Genomic DNA, 14,033 nt, shown 5'->3' with positions numbered 1-14,033 from the left:
GCACGGATGGCCTTAAGCGAGCGCGGCCATTCCGAACGCGGTAAGTTGCAGGAAGTTAAAGAGGGAGTTCAAAATGCCGGAGATCACGATCAGCATGGCCGCGGGCCGCACGGAAGAACAGAAGATCGGCATGATGCGCGACATCACCCAGGCGCTGGTGAAGAATCTCGGCGTCGATGCCGACAATGTCGTGATCCAGATCAACGAGGCGCCGCTGCACCACAAGATGAAGGGCGGCAAGACATTCGTCGAGCGCGCCGCCGCTGCGAAGAAATAGTCTCCTCGTCGTCCAGCGAAAGCGGGGACCCATAACCACAGGCGCAGATTTTCGACGGCGTCTGCCATCCTGCCTCCCGCACCATCACGCGGTATGGGTCCCGGCGTTCGCCGGTACGACCGGATCGAAATCATGGACGCACGCGACATCATCAAAATCGGCATGAGTGCCGAGCGAAACCTGATCGTGCCGCCGGAGCGGACGGTGGGGCATTTCGTCAAGGGCATGCCGATGGTCTACGCGACGCCGATGATGATTTTGGAGATGGAGCTCGCATCCGGGGACGCCATTAAATCTTGCCTTGAACCGGGCTGGATCACGGTCGGCACCGAGGTCGATGTCCGCCATCTTGCCGCAACCCCGGTCGGCGCGCCGGTGCGCACCACCGCGCGGGTGGTCGCGGTGGAACGGCGCTTGATCCGCTTCGAGGTCGAAGCGTTTGACGACAAGCGCCGCATCGGCGAAGGCCGCCACACCCGCGGTCTGGTCAATGTCGATAGTTTTACCAAGCGCTTCGGTGGGAACCAGGCCAGTTGGCGCCGGCAATAAGGACCGGTTGACGGAGATGTTCGTCGTGCCCGGCCTTGTGCCGGGCATCCACGTCTTTGCATGCATTCGGAAGAAAGACGTGGATGGCCGGGCATAGGCGAGCGGAAGCGACGCCGTTCTTCGAACGGCTATGCCCGGCCATGACGCGCCGGAGCAGAATTGGTGTTACTTCGCCAGTTCCTTCGAGCGCCGTGTTGCGGCTGCGACCGCGCGCGTCATCAGCAACTGCAGGCCGTCGGCTCCCATCAGCACTTCCAGTGCGGCTGCCGTGGTGCCGCCGGGCGAGGTGACGTTCTGGCGCAGGGTCGCCGCCGAAAGATCGGAGCGATGCAACAATTCGCCGGAGCCTGCCAGCGTTTCCCGCGCAAGTTTGGTGGCAAGCTCCTCCGGCAATCCGGCTGCGACACCGGCGCGCGCCAGTTCTTCGGCCAGAAGAAAGACATAGGCCGGGCCCGATCCGGAAACCGCGGTCACCGCATCCATCAAACTCTCATCCTCGACCCACTCGACCGAGCCGATGGCGCGCAGCAAGGCATCCGCGGTCGCCCGTTGTGCGCTCCCGACGTTGTTCGCCCCCACCGCAACCGTGATGCCGCGGCCGATGGCCGCCGGCGTATTCGGCATCGCGCGCACGACATTGCCGCCGCAAACTTCCGCGACGGAGGCGATGGTCATTCCTGCCATGATCGACACGACCAGCGTGGCCGGGCCGGCAAATGGTTTGAGAGCTGGGCCGGCCTCGCGAAATGCCTGCGGCTTCAGTGCAACCACCAGTGCTGCGACGTCGCCGATGTCTTTCGGTGAGGGATTGAGGCGCACGCCTGCGCCGGCCAGTACGCGGATCTCGTCGGAAGGATGCGGCTCGATCACCATGACGCGCCTGGCATCGAGTCCCTGCGCCAGCCATCCCGACAGCATGGCGCCGCCCATCTTGCCCGCGCCGGCGAGAACGACGGTGCCCATAAGGCTTCCCAAGGTGTTGCCGTTCACCATTGTCACCACAAATAAATCCGTCCTCCCGGCGAACGCCGGGACCCATAACCACTGTCGGTTCTAGTGCCCACTTTTCGAAGTTCGTACTCTATCGCAGCACCTCCTTTTACGAACTTCGAAAAGTCAAGGGCACTAGCAAATTTATGATTCTAGTGCCGCTTTTTCTATTTGAAGTTCCTGAACCGGTTTGCCGCTCGTGGCGTAGGAACTTCAAATAGGCGGCACTAGTGAAGCGGAAGGCAGGCCACAAGCTTCTTGCTCAAGCAACGAAATCACGGCGTATGGGTCCCTGCTTTCGCAGGGACGACACCGGATATATGGAGGCCATCCGGCCTCATCCCGCCTACGCCTGGCCCTCGGTGTCGAACATCGCCGCGGTCATTGCCTCGGGCGCGGACTTGCCGGCCCAGACCACGAACTGGAACGATGGATAATAGCGTTCGCAGGCGTGCACCGCGCTCACCAGCATGGTCTCGCATTGTGCGCTCGAGGCCGCCATGCCGCCCGGCAGCACCAGCGCCTGGCGATACATGATCATGCCGGTGTGGGTCCAGATGTCGAAGTGTCCGACCCATAATTGCTCGTTGATCGAGGCGATCAGCCGCTGCACCTCGGCCCGGCGCGGTTCCGGAATCTTCATGTCGAAGGCGCAGGCCAGATGCAGCGCCTCGATCTCGCTCATCCAGGTGAAGGAGAGCTGGTAATCAGTCCAGTCGCCCTTGGAGACAATCGTGACCTCGTCCTCGCCCGAGCGTTCGAACGGCAGATTGTTGTTCGCGGCGAGATCCTCGACCACCGCAAGCGGATGGTTCGGGGAATCGATGATGCCTTCGAGGAGGGACATGCCGTCTCGACCTTGCCTTTACTTCGGATACGAGGCTGATACGCACGCTGCACGCCGACGCGCGCTTTGCGTCGCTGCCGATTGCAGTTCCCTGATGGTCCAACCTGCGTCAGGATCGGGGCTTGCCGGGATGAAGTGATGTGATTTGCGGAATCCGCGCAACCGCACGCGGAGTCCATCCACAGGCAAAGCTCCGATCTTTCCACAGCTGTTCGAGGTCGTTAACTTTTGCTTAACTTTTGCGGCGAGAACGAACCGGAATCGGATTCATTCGGCGCCCAAATCGTTAATTTTTCCTTAATTCATGGGCTCAAGCATGATCCGGACCCGCGCATCGACGCGCCGCCGGAACCGGTTTTTGCGCAAGATGCGGATCGTGCGTGCGGGGATGAGCCGCGCGCGTGCGTGGCTCAAGCCCTTATCGCTCAGCTTACTGGTCGTATCTGGCCATGATCTTGGCAAGCGTGCCGTCGGCGCTCGCCGACGCAATGGCCTTGTTGATCCGCGCCAGAGTCTCCACGCCTCCCGCCACGTTTTTCCCGACGATCAGGTAATTGCCAAGCTTGGCAAGGGGCTTTGGCAACACGCTGAAATCGTCTGCCGACAGCCCGGCCTCCTTGGCGCTGTTGAGGAATGCAGTCTTGCCGGGATTGAATAGCGCGGCATCGACACGGCCGGCGGACAGCTTCTTGGCCCGCAGGCTCGGCGAGGAGTCTTTGTCGAGCGTCAGCTGCGGGGCCGCGGCGGCAAACTCGTCACCGTAGAAGAAAGTGTCCTGAAGACCGATTTTCTTTCCGGCAAAGTCGGCGGCCTTGTCGAACGGAAACTCTTTTCCCTTGGCAACGGCCACGATCACATCCTCGCTGATGAGCGGCGCGGAATAGTCGTAGATCTTGGCGCGCTCGGCGGACAGGAACACGCCCGTCATCACGCCGCCTTCGGTGGTTTTCTCCATCGCCCTCGCAAACGGCAGCAGCGTCACGGTGACGTCATAGCCGGCCCGCTTGAGCACCTCGACGGCGGCCTCAACCGCGAAACCCTTGGGCGTTTCGCCGTCAAGCCAGGCCTTGGGCGGTTGCTGGACATTCCCGTAGAGCACGATCGAGTCGGCCCGTGCAGGAGAAGCGCTCAGAACCACGAGAGCGATTGCCATCGCGGTGAGGATTTTGGCTTTGGTCATGATCGATCCTTGATCGGTTGGCTGCCTGATGATTGGCAACTGGGTTCCCGCGTCACGGTCTTCACCCGGCTTTTCTGATCGTCCCGAGGAAAACCTCGACTTCTCCCTGCAACGTCGTCGCCTGCTTGTTGAGTTCGCTGGAATAGCCGAGCACGCCCTTGGCCACCCGGCCCGTCTCGGCTACGGCCCCGGCGACATTGCCGATCGTGCTTATGACCTCGCTCGCCCCGGCCGAGGTGCGTTGAATGTTGAGCGCAATTTCGCGCGTCGCGTCGTCCTGCTGGCGGATCGACTGGGCCATGACGGCGGAAATCGCATTGATTTCCCCGATGATGCCGCTGATCGAACCGATGGCGCCCGCAGCCTCTTTCGTAACCTGCTGCATCCCGGCGATCTGGGCAGCGATCTCGTCGGTTGCTTTTGCCGTCTGGTTGGCAAGATTCTTTACCTCGGAGGCAACGACCGCGAAGCCTTTGCCCGCATCCCCCGCGCGCGCCGCCTCGATGGTGGCATTGAGGGCCAAAAGGTTGGTTTGGCCCGCAATGTCATTGATCATGTCGACGACCTTGCCGATCTTGTCGGCGGCGTCAGCCAGTCCTCGCACGGTTCCGTTGGTACGATCGGCCTCCGTCACCGCGCGCTCGGCAATCTGAATCGAATCGGAAACCTTACGGCTGATTTCCGCCCCCGTCGCCGACAATTCTTCCACCGCGGCCGCAACCGCCTGCACGTTGCGTAGGGCATTCTGCGATGCTTCTGCGACCGTATTGGTCTGGTGGGAGGTCGCATCGGCGGTCTCTGTCATCGAGTTCACGGACGAATGAAGCGTCGCAGAGGAAGCCAGCACGGCTTCGACAACGCGCTTGACCATGGCCTCGAAATTCTCGGCAAGCGACCGGTCTCGGTTTTGGCGTTCAGCCGCGGCCTGCCGGGTTTCCACCTCGAGACGATCGCGTTCGGATGCGTTCGAACGGAAAACCTCGACGGACTTCGCCATCGTGCCGACTTCGTCGGTGCGGTCGACGAAGGCGATCTCGATATCGCGATCGCCTTGAGCCAGCGAGTGCATCGCGTTGGCAAGTTCGAGGAGGGGAGACGTGACGCGGCGCACGGCGATCCAAAGACCTCCGGCGCACAGGATCATCAGCACGGCGAAGCTCGCCATGCCGATCCAGACGTGTTGCCAGGTTACGGTCACCACGCTTTGCGCCGAAATTCGCATGGCAAGATGGCCGATGACATGCTTCTTGCCGGCTTCCGTCCGCACGATGTCCGTCACCGGGACCTGCAGCGATCCCGGCGCATCCGGATTACCTTCGCGTGCAATCTGCTTGCCCTCGGCATCGGTGATTTCGCCTGACACGAAGTCCGGGTAGGCGGCCAGTCCGTGCAGAATTTCTTTTACCCTTGCGTTGTCGAGATCCCACACGCTTGGGGCAACTGCGCCGGCCTGAAGCTGCGCAACAACGGTTGCATCCTGCACCAGCTGGTCGCGATCTTCCGCATATTGGCGATAGATGACGAACGTATTGAACGCGAAAGCGAGCGAGCCCACGAGCACCATCACGGGCACAATCAGCTTCATTCTCAGCAGCATGTCCCCAACCCCCGAGTCAGCTCTGGCGCGTTGTTAATCTGAAAACCTTAAGGATTTCCGTAATCACAGGTAGCAAAACGGCCAAAGTTCTCGCAAAGCTAGATCGGCCGCGGCGCGCGCACCCGAACTGGCCGCGGCCGGCAAAAGCGAATGTCAGATGCAAAACTCCACCGGAAATCCATCTTTGCCGGTGGTCCTGCAATTCTCACATTCAAAAATCCGCCTCCAAAACCTGTAGCCAATGTTAGGATCGGACGACCAGAAGAGGAACGGAACGCCATGAATCAGACGTCGCAAGAACGAGCCGGCGCAAACGACTCTTCCGAACTCCAGGCTTCCTCCGAAACCACCGAGCGCCGTACCGAACACCCGCGCTTTGCAAGACCGCAGCGCATTGCCTTTGTGCAGTCGGCCTGGCACCCTGAGGTGGTCGCGGAGTGCCGCCTCGCTTTCCTCGCCGAGATCGAGGCGCGCCACGTTCCGCGCGCGCAGGTCGACGTGTTCGAGGTGCCGGGCTCGTTCGAGATCCCGCTGCACGTGCAGCTCCTTGCCAAGACGAGACGCTACAACGCCATCGTCGCGGCAGGGCTCGTGATCGACGACGAATACATCGCCGAAACCGTGATCAAGGCGTTGATGGATGTGCAGCTGCGCACGGAAGTGCCGGTGTTCTCCGCCGTAGTGACGCCGGAACAGTTCCACCATACAGCCGCGCATTTCGACTTCTTCCGCAAGCATTTTGCAGTCATGGGTGCCGAGGTCGCGGAGGCCTGCGCCAAGACGCTGCTCAGCCTGGAGCGCTTGCGCGGGCAGGTCGCGGCCGGGATCATTGGGTAAGGCGCGACAGAATTGTCATTTCGGTCCGCGCACCTGTAAACTGAGGGCGGGAGGAGGCCGCCCCGTGGAGACGGGGGGCCGAGAAGATCATGTTCGAAGGACACGATCCCTATCTCGTCGCGCTCTCGGTGGTGGTCGCGATCCTGGGAGGTTTTACCGGTTTCGGGCTTGCGGCGCGCATCCGCACGATGCCGGGCGTAAGCCGTCGGGTGCTGTTGTCCGGCGCGGCCGCCTTCCTCGCCGTCGGAATCTGGACCATGCATTTTGTCGGCGTGCTGGCGGCACCGATTCCCGCCGACGCCGGCTATCTGGTGCTTCCGACCCTCGTGTCATTCCTGATCTGTGCACTCGTGGTCGGCGTATCCCTGTTCTTTCTCAGTATCGGCGAGCCGTCGCATCGGCGCGTGATCTCCTCGGCCGTGCTGCTCGGGGCCGGGATCGTGAGCATGCATTATGTCGGCATTCATGGCCTTGCCGGCGATTTCGCCATCACCCATGACGGCGCGATGGTCATGCTGTCGATCGTCATCGCGATCGCCGCGGCCTATGGCGGCCTGCGCGCGTTCCTCGCCCGCCAGGACGGCATCCGCCTGACCTTGAGCGCCATCGCGTTCGGCATCGCGGTGTCCGGCATGCATTACACTGCGATGTATGGCATGCATTTCGTCCCGAAATCGGATCTCGCCCACCACCAGCTCGCTGGCGGACTGGTTGCCTCGCCGCAAATCCTCTCGGTGGTCGTGGCCGTGCTCTGCTTTGTGATTGCCGCGGGTTTCCTGTTGTCGCTGGTGCCAGATCCGCGGCGCCAGGCGCCGGTGCCGACAGTCGCGGCCGGTCCGACGGCAGGATCGCCGCTCGAGGTGAAATGGCCCGAAGCAGCGGCAACCAGCTTCCCACGCCTGACCTCGGCGCCGCTCGGCGGATTGGGCCAGCCGCCGCGCCCCGCTCCCGTGCCGCGGCTTCCGGTCGAGGGCGCCGACGGCACTCACTTCATAGATACGGCCGACGTGCGCAGCGTCCGGGCCGATGCCCACTATACAAGGGTGCATGACGGCATCCGCGAGCGGATGTGCCCGTGGTCGATCTCGGAAGCCGAGGCGCAGCTCGATCCCGGATTGTTCGTGCGGGTGCATCGCAGCCATATCGTGGCAATGGCGCATGTCACTTTCGTGCGCAAGGAAGGCGACGGCGCCGTGATTGAGCTTGACGGGCCGACGCCGCACCGCGTTCCCGTCAGCCGCGCCAAGATCGCCGAGGTCAAGGCCCGGCTCGGCCTTGCCAAGCGCAACCATCACAATCACCAGGCCGGAATGGGTCGCCAAGCCTGACGCATTTCGTGCGCGCCAAGGCGCATTTCGTGCGAATTCCTTCCACCGGTGACGAAGCCTTCGCCGTCGCCTTGTCTATGAACAAATCCGGGCAGAGCCTTCCTCCGACGTCTGGATCAAGCGCGTATTCCGCAAAAGTGGAGTTTGCGGTTTTGCGAGAAGAATACGCGCCAAAAAGGAGCGTATTCCGCAAAAGTGGAGTTTGCGGTTTTGCGAGAAGAATACGCGCCAAAACATAGAGACGCATGGAGGAAACGATGATTCCTGGCCCGTTCAGCTATCACCGGCCTGCGACGCTCGCCGACGCGGTCAAACTGCTCTCGACCTTGGGCGACGAAGCCCGCCCCCTTGCCGGTGGTCACAGCCTGGTTCCGATGATGAAGCTTCGGCTGGCAACCCCCGAACATCTGGTCGATCTGCACGGAATCGCCGGCCTGAAAGGCATCCGCCGCAACGGCAACAATATCGTGATCGGCGCGATGACCACCCAGCACGAACTGCTCGCCTCGGAAGAAATCGCCGGATCGCTGCCAATCCTGCGCGAGACCGCGATTCTGATAGCCGATCCTCAAGTGCGTTACCGCGGCACGATCGGCGGCAATGTCGCCAACGGCGATCCGGGCAACGACATGCCGGCCCTGATGATGGTGCTCGGCGCCAGCTACCGGCTCGAAGGCGCTGGCGGGGCACGGGAAATTGCGGCGTCCGACTTCTACCAGGGTGCCTATTTCACCTCGCTCGAGCCCGGCGAAATCCTGACCGCGATCTCGATACCTGTACCCGCCGCCGGTCACGGTTACGCCTATGAGAAGCTCAAACGCAAGGTCGGCGACTATGCCACGGCGGCGGCGGCGGTGGTGCTGACGATGTCGGGCGGTGACGTCGCAACTTGCGCGATCGGACTCACCAACCTGCACGAAACGCCGCTGCTCGCAACCGACGCCGCCAAGGCCGTGATCGGAACGAGCCTCGATCAGGCCGCGCTGAAAAAGGCCGCGGCAGCCGCACAGGCGATCATGTCGCCGGCAGCGGATGCGCGCGGACCGGTCGAGTACCGCAGGCATGTCGGCGGCATCATGGTGATGCGCGCGCTGCAGCGTGCCGCGTCTCGCGTCGGCTGAGGCCTGATCAAGCGATCAGACCCCAGCCTTTTTTCAATTGAGCGTGATCTTGTCCGAAAACCGGCTTCCACTTTTCGGGATCATGCTCTGAGAGGGAAACGAAAATGGCAAAGACCCATGTGACCATGAAAGTGAACGGCGCCGAGGTCGAAGGCCTCGTCGAACCGCGCACGCTGCTGGTGCATTTCCTGCGCGAAAATCTCTCGCTCACCGGCACCCATGTCGGCTGCGAGACCACCCATTGCGGCGCCTGCACCGTCGATCTCGACGGCATGTCGGTGAAGAGCTGCACCGTTTTCGCCGTGCAGGCGCAAGGCTCCGACATCACCACCATCGAAGGCATGGCCAATGCCGACGGCTCGCTCTCGGCGCTGCAGGAAGGTTTTCGCATGATGCACGGACTGCAATGCGGTTTCTGCACGCCCGGCATGATCGTGCGCGCGCATCGGCTCTTGAAGGAGAATCCGCAGCCTTCGGAGGAAGAGATCCGCATCGGCATCTCCGGCAACATTTGCCGCTGCACCGGCTACCAGAACATCGTCAAGGCAATCCAGTACGCCGCCAGCAAGATCAACGGCGTCGAATTCAAGGAGGCCGCGGAATGAACGAAATGGCTCCCACGCGGGAACAACGCACTGCCGCCCTCGAAGGCATGGGCTGCGAACGCAAGCGCGTCGAAGACATCCGCTTCACCCAGGGCAGGGGCAGCTATGTCGACGACCTGAAACTGCCGGGCATGCTGCACGGAGATTTCGTCCGCTCGCCGCACGCGCATGCGCGTGTCAAATCGATCAATTCCGAAGCGGCGCTCAAGGTGCCGGGCGTACTGGCGGTGATCACCGCCGAGACGCTCAAGACCGTCAACCTCGCCTGGATGCCGACGCTGGCGGGCGACGTGCAGATGGTGCTCGCCGATGGCAAGGTGCTGTTCCAGAACCAGGAGGTCGCCTTCGTGGTCGCCACCGATCGCTATGCCGCCGATGACGGCGTCACCAAGGTGGTGGTCGAATACGAGCCGCTGCCGGTGATCATCGATCCGTTCAAGGCGATGGACAAGGATGCGCCAGTGCTGCGCGAGGACCTTGTGGGCAAGACCGCGGGCGCGCACGGTCCGCGCAAGCACCACAACCACATCTTCGAGTGGACGGTCGGCGACAAGGATCTGACCGATGCGGCCTTCCGCAAGGCGGAGGTGACGATCAAGGAGATGATTTCCTATCACCGCACCCATCCGTCGCCGCTCGAGACCTGCCAGTGCGTCTGCTCGTTCGACAAGGTCAAGGGCGAGCTGACGATCTGGGGAACGTTCCAGGCGCCGCATGTGATCCGCACGGTGGTGTCGCTGATCGCGAAGCTGCCGGAGCAGAAGATCCACGTGATCTCGCCCGATATCGGCGGCGGCTTCGGCAACAAGGTCGGCGCCTATCCCGGCTATATCTGCGCGGCGGTGGCGTCGATCGTCACCGGAAAGCCCGTGAAATGGGTCGAAGACCGCATCGAGAACCTGACTGCGACGTCCTTTGCGCGCGATTACCACATGACCACCGAAATCGCGTCGACCAGTGAGGGAAGGGTGACGGGCCTGCGCGTCCACGTGCTCGCCGATCACGGCGCCTTCGACGCCTGCGCCGATCCGTCGAAATGGCCGGCCGGCTTTTTCAACATCGTGACCGGCTCCTACGACTTCCCGACCGCGCATCTGACGGTCGACGGCATCTACTCCAACAAGGCGCCGGGCGGGGTCGCCTATCGCTGCTCGTTCCGCGTCACCGAGGCCGCTTACTGCATCGAGCGCGCGATGGATATTCTCGCCCAGAAGCTGAAGATGGATCCGGCCGAGCTGCGGCTGAAAAACTTCATCAAGCCGGAGCAGTTTCCGTATCACTCGGCGCTGGGCTGGGAATACGATTCCGGCAACTACCACACCGCGATGCGCAAGATGATGGAGAGCGTGAAATACGCCGAGCTTCGACAAGAACAGGCGGACAAGCGCGCGGCATTCAAGCGCGGCGAGACCCGCGAGATCATGGGCATCGGCGTGTCGTTCTTTACCGAGATCGTCGGCGCGGGACCGTCGAAGAATTGCGACATTCTTGGAATCGCAATGTTCGATTCCTGCGAGATCCGCATGCATCCGACCGGCGCGGGCATAGCGCGCGTCGGTTCCAAGAGCCAGGGCCAGGGCCACGAGACCACCTGGGCCCAGATCATCGCGACCGAAATCGGCATCCCCGCCGACAACATCATGGTGGAGGAGGGCAATACCGATACCGCGCCTTACGGACTCGGCACCTACGGCTCGCGCTCGACGCCGGTCGCGGGCGCCGCGATCGCGATGGCGGCGCGCAAGATCAAGGCCAAGGCGCAGATGATCGCGGCCTACAAGCTCGAGGTGCATGAAGACGACCTCGAATGGGATATCGACGGCTTCCGCGTCAAGGGCCTGCCCGAGAAGAAGATGTCGATGAAGGACATCTGCTGGGCGGCCTACAATTCGGTGCCGCCGGGCATGGAACCCGGGCTGGAGGCGGTGAGCTATTACGATCCGCCCAACATGACCTATCCGTTCGGCGCGTATATCTGCGTGATGGACATCGACGTCGATACCGGGGTCTACAAGGTCCGCCGTTTCTACGCGCTCGACGATTGCGGCACCCGCATCAACCCGATGATCATCGAGGGCCAGGTGCATGGCGGATTGACCGAAGCCTTCGCGATCGCGATGGGCCAGGAAATCCGCTATGACGAAGGCGGCAACGTCGTGACCGGCTCGTTCATGGATTTCTTCATGCCGACCGCGGTCGAGACGCCGCATTGGGAGACCGACTTCACGGTGACGCCGTCGCCGCATCACCCCATCGGCGCCAAGGGCGTCGGCGAAAGCCCGAATGTCGGTGGCGTGCCGGCATTTTCCAACGCCGTCAACGATGCGTTTTCGTTCCTGGGCTCGACCCACATCCAGATGCCGCACGATTACTGGCGCAACTGGAAGGCGGCGAAGGCGCTGGGCGCGGTGGCGTAGTGACATTACCACTGGGCAGTCATTCCGGGGCGATGCGAAGCGTCGAACTATGATGTGCAATTGCACATCAGAGAATCTCTAGATTCCGGGTCTGGTCCTTCGGACCATCCCGGAATGACCTGGACTGAGTGCTCAGTGCTAGCGCACCGGAACGACATGGAGACGCATCCCAGCATGAAAACCCGCGAGGAGATCGCGCAAGCGCTGGCCGCTTCCGGCTACATCGCCGACACCGAGCTTGCGACCGCGATCTCGCTGATGCAGCTCTTGCGCCGCCCGCTTCTGCTCGAAGGCGAAGCGGGCGTCGGCAAGACCGAGGTGGCGAAGGCGCTGGCCGCGGCGCACGGCACCGAGCTGATCCGGCTGCAGTGCTATGAGGGGCTGGATCAATCGGCCGCGCTCTATGAATGGAACTACCAGCGCCAGCTGCTTTCGATCCAGGCTCATCGCGGCGAGGACGCCGATGCCGTCGAGGACCAGATTTTCTCGGAAAAATATCTTCTGGAGCGGCCGCTGCTGGCGGCTATACGGCAGAGCCAGCCGCCGGTGCTCCTGATCGACGAAATCGACCGCGCCGACGACGAATTCGAGGCGTTCTTGCTCGAACTATTGTCCGATTTCCAGGTGTCGATCCCGGAACTGGGAACCATTTCGGCGATTACGATTCCACATGTGGTGCTCACCTCGAACGGCACCCGCGAATTGTCGGACGCGCTGCGCCGCCGCTGCCTCTATCACTATGTCGATTATCCGGACGTCGATCGCGAGGCGCGGATCATCATGGCGCGGATCGACGGCGCGAGCGCCTCGCTCGCGCTGCAGATCGCGCGCATGGTCGAAGGCATCCGGAAAGAGGAGTTGCGCAAGGTGCCGGGCGTGGCGGAGACGCTGGACTGGGCTGCGGCGCTGGTCGGCATCGGCGTTAATGATCTGCGCGACCAGCCCGGGGCCGTGCATGAAACTCTGATGTGCCTGGTCAAGACCCACGAGGACAAGTCGCGCCTCAGTCGCGAGGTGGCCGATCGCCTGTTGGGAAAGGTGGCATGAGCTGTTGTGGCGTCAGCGGCGGTTATGACTTCGACGAGGTGTCCCGTCTCGTCGCCGCAAGACTTTCGGCGTTTCTCAAAACCCTGCGCGATGCCGGCTTTGCCGTGGGCCTGCAGGAAGGCCGTGATGCGGCGGCGTTGATGGCGGCAGGCTATGCTGAAAGACCGGCGCTGTTGCGCGTCGCGCTCAAACATCTGTTCTCGGCGCGCAAATCCGACTGGGACAGGTTCGACGGGCTGTTCGATGCCTTCTGGCTCGGCAAGCGCGCGCGCTCGCGTTCGCTCACCTCGGGCTCGGCAAGAGCGGCCAACAATCCCTCGCTGAAGAATCTGCAAGACAAAAGATCCGAGCCGGCGGTGGGCGAGAGCGCGACCGATCAGATTCCCTCCGCCGGCGGTGACGCGGACGAGGATCGCGCCGGCGAGGGACGCAAGCAAGGCGCATCGCGCGCGCAAAACCTGGCCGAAATCGATTTTCGCAAGATGGCCGATCCCGAGCAGATCGCGCAGGCCCATGAAGCCGCAGCGCGGCTTGCGAAAGCCATGCGCACGCACCTGACGCGGCGCGATCTGGCGCGGCGGCGCGGCTACCGGCTCGACCTGCGGCGAACCATTCACGGCAATATCAGCCATGGCGGCGTGCCGATCTCGCTCGTCCGGCGCCAGCGCAAGGAGAAGCCGCTGCGGCTGGTCGTGCTGCTCGATGCTTCCGGCTCCATGAGCATGTACACCGGCGTTTTCTTGCGCTTCATCCACGGCGTGCTCGACGAGTTTCGCGAGGCCGAGGCGTTCCTGTTCCACACCAGGCTCGCTTACGTCTCGGATGCAATGAAGGAAAAGGACGCAGGCCGTGCGCTCGATCGCCTCTCGATCATGGCGCAGGGCGCGGGCGGTGGCACCAGGATTGGCGAAAGCCTGCAGACGTTCAATCGCTGGCACGCGGCGCGCGTCTTGCATTCGCGTTCCTGCGTGATGATCGTGTCGGACGGCTACGAGACCGGCGACGCCAGGCTGCTTGGCCGCGAAATGGCGGCACTGGCCAAGCGCTGCCGCCGCATCGTCTGGCTCAACCCGATGATGGCGTGGGAAGGCTACGCGCCGGAAGCCGCAGGCATCCAGGCGGCGCTGCCGCATATCGACCTCTATGCGCCCGCCAACACGCTGAAAAGCCTGACCGAGCTCGAACCCTATCTGGCGAAGCTGTGAGGCGCCAGCGAATGAAGTCGGTCGGATCGCGAA

Annotated in this window: 13 protein-coding genes; 9 read left to right on the top strand and 4 right to left on the bottom strand. The window is 62.7% G+C overall.

What is annotated here, in order from left to right; genetic code table 11:
• The first annotated feature begins 28 nt into the window (after positions 1-28).
• Both VNX23_RS13970 and VNX23_RS13965 read left to right on the top strand, forming a co-directional pair.
• Positions 29-277, top strand: coding sequence for a tautomerase family protein (locus VNX23_RS13970; protein ID WP_325631016.1), 249 nt, complete (start codon positions 29-31; stop codon positions 275-277).
• Positions 278-409: 132 nt separating this feature from the next.
• Positions 410-826 carry a thioesterase family protein gene (locus VNX23_RS13965; RefSeq protein ID WP_325630894.1) on the top strand — a complete coding sequence of 139 codons (417 nt, stop codon included), beginning with the start codon at positions 410-412 and terminating at the stop codon, positions 824-826.
• 165 nt (positions 827-991) lie between these two features.
• Here VNX23_RS13965 and proC read toward each other — a convergent pair whose 3' ends face one another.
• The 4 genes from proC to VNX23_RS13945 form a co-directional block, all read right to left on the bottom strand.
• Positions 992-1,789, bottom strand: coding sequence for a pyrroline-5-carboxylate reductase (gene proC, locus VNX23_RS13960; RefSeq protein ID WP_325630892.1), 798 nt, complete (start codon positions 1,787-1,789; stop codon positions 992-994).
• A 373-nt stretch (positions 1,790-2,162) separates the two neighbouring features.
• A complete protein-coding gene (locus VNX23_RS13955; RefSeq protein WP_325630890.1) occupies positions 2,163-2,663 on the bottom strand; it encodes a YbjN domain-containing protein in 501 nt (166 codons plus the stop codon).
• A gap of 430 nt (positions 2,664-3,093) precedes the next feature.
• Complete coding sequence (locus tag VNX23_RS13950; protein ID WP_325630889.1) at positions 3,094-3,843, bottom strand: substrate-binding periplasmic protein; 750 nt, start codon at positions 3,841-3,843, stop codon at positions 3,094-3,096.
• Between the two features lie 61 nt (positions 3,844-3,904).
• Entirely contained in the window at positions 3,905-5,440 is a 1,536-nt protein-coding gene (locus VNX23_RS13945) for a HAMP domain-containing methyl-accepting chemotaxis protein (RefSeq protein ID WP_325630888.1), read from the bottom strand.
• Between the two features lie 279 nt (positions 5,441-5,719).
• On the opposite strand from VNX23_RS13945, the gene VNX23_RS13940 reads away from it, so the two are divergent.
• From VNX23_RS13940 to VNX23_RS13910, 7 genes are all read left to right on the top strand, one after another.
• Positions 5,720-6,277, top strand: a complete 558-nt coding sequence (locus VNX23_RS13940) for a 6,7-dimethyl-8-ribityllumazine synthase (protein WP_325630886.1) — start codon at positions 5,720-5,722, stop codon at positions 6,275-6,277.
• Between the two features lie 89 nt (positions 6,278-6,366).
• Complete coding sequence (locus tag VNX23_RS13935) at positions 6,367-7,605, top strand: MHYT domain-containing protein (RefSeq protein WP_325630884.1); 1,239 nt, start codon at positions 6,367-6,369, stop codon at positions 7,603-7,605.
• Between the two features lie 257 nt (positions 7,606-7,862).
• Positions 7,863-8,726, top strand: coding sequence for a xanthine dehydrogenase family protein subunit M (locus VNX23_RS13930; RefSeq protein WP_325630882.1), 864 nt, complete (start codon positions 7,863-7,865; stop codon positions 8,724-8,726).
• A 104-nt stretch (positions 8,727-8,830) separates the two neighbouring features.
• The gene (locus tag VNX23_RS13925; protein WP_325630881.1) at positions 8,831-9,331 is read left to right on the top strand and encodes a (2Fe-2S)-binding protein; all 501 of its coding nucleotides are present in this window, start codon (positions 8,831-8,833) and stop codon (positions 9,329-9,331) included.
• The gene (locus VNX23_RS13920) at positions 9,328-11,748 is read left to right on the top strand and encodes an aerobic carbon-monoxide dehydrogenase large subunit (protein WP_325630879.1); all 2,421 of its coding nucleotides are present in this window, start codon (positions 9,328-9,330) and stop codon (positions 11,746-11,748) included. The genes VNX23_RS13925 and VNX23_RS13920 overlap by 4 nt, the downstream gene beginning before the upstream one ends.
• Positions 11,749-11,922: 174 nt before the next feature.
• Positions 11,923-12,795: a MoxR family ATPase gene (locus VNX23_RS13915; RefSeq protein WP_325630877.1), complete on the top strand. Its 873-nt coding sequence runs from the start codon at positions 11,923-11,925 to the stop codon at positions 12,793-12,795.
• Entirely contained in the window at positions 12,792-14,000 is a 1,209-nt protein-coding gene (locus VNX23_RS13910; RefSeq protein WP_325630875.1) for a VWA domain-containing protein, read from the top strand. Before VNX23_RS13915 ends, VNX23_RS13910 begins: the two co-directional genes overlap by 4 nt.
• Positions 14,001-14,033 lie beyond the last annotated feature (33 nt).

The sequence above is a fragment of the Bradyrhizobium sp. genome (assembly GCF_035570375.1).
GTDB lineage: Bacteria > Pseudomonadota > Alphaproteobacteria > Rhizobiales > Xanthobacteraceae > Bradyrhizobium.
Note: the sequence above shows the minus strand (reverse complement) of the source record. Positions and strands in the feature narration are given on the sequence as shown.

Coding starts and splice junctions, on each gene's coding strand:
- VNX23_RS13965 (WP_325630894.1), top strand. CDS start 410: ATGGACGCACGCGACATCATCAAAATCGGCATGAGTGCCGAGCGAAAC.
- proC (WP_325630892.1), bottom strand. CDS start 1,789: ATGGGCACCGTCGTTCTCGCCGGCGCGGGCAAGATGGGCGGCGCCATG.
- VNX23_RS13955 (WP_325630890.1), bottom strand. CDS start 2,663: ATGTCCCTCCTCGAAGGCATCATCGATTCCCCGAACCATCCGCTTGCG.
- VNX23_RS13950 (WP_325630889.1), bottom strand. CDS start 3,843: ATGACCAAAGCCAAAATCCTCACCGCGATGGCAATCGCTCTCGTGGTT.
- VNX23_RS13945 (WP_325630888.1), bottom strand. CDS start 5,440: ATGCTGCTGAGAATGAAGCTGATTGTGCCCGTGATGGTGCTCGTGGGC.
- VNX23_RS13940 (WP_325630886.1), top strand. CDS start 5,720: ATGAATCAGACGTCGCAAGAACGAGCCGGCGCAAACGACTCTTCCGAA.
- VNX23_RS13935 (WP_325630884.1), top strand. CDS start 6,367: ATGTTCGAAGGACACGATCCCTATCTCGTCGCGCTCTCGGTGGTGGTC.
- VNX23_RS13930 (WP_325630882.1), top strand. CDS start 7,863: ATGATTCCTGGCCCGTTCAGCTATCACCGGCCTGCGACGCTCGCCGAC.
- VNX23_RS13925 (WP_325630881.1), top strand. CDS start 8,831: ATGGCAAAGACCCATGTGACCATGAAAGTGAACGGCGCCGAGGTCGAA.
- VNX23_RS13920 (WP_325630879.1), top strand. CDS start 9,328: ATGAACGAAATGGCTCCCACGCGGGAACAACGCACTGCCGCCCTCGAA.
- VNX23_RS13915 (WP_325630877.1), top strand. CDS start 11,923: ATGAAAACCCGCGAGGAGATCGCGCAAGCGCTGGCCGCTTCCGGCTAC.
- VNX23_RS13910 (WP_325630875.1), top strand. CDS start 12,792: ATGAGCTGTTGTGGCGTCAGCGGCGGTTATGACTTCGACGAGGTGTCC.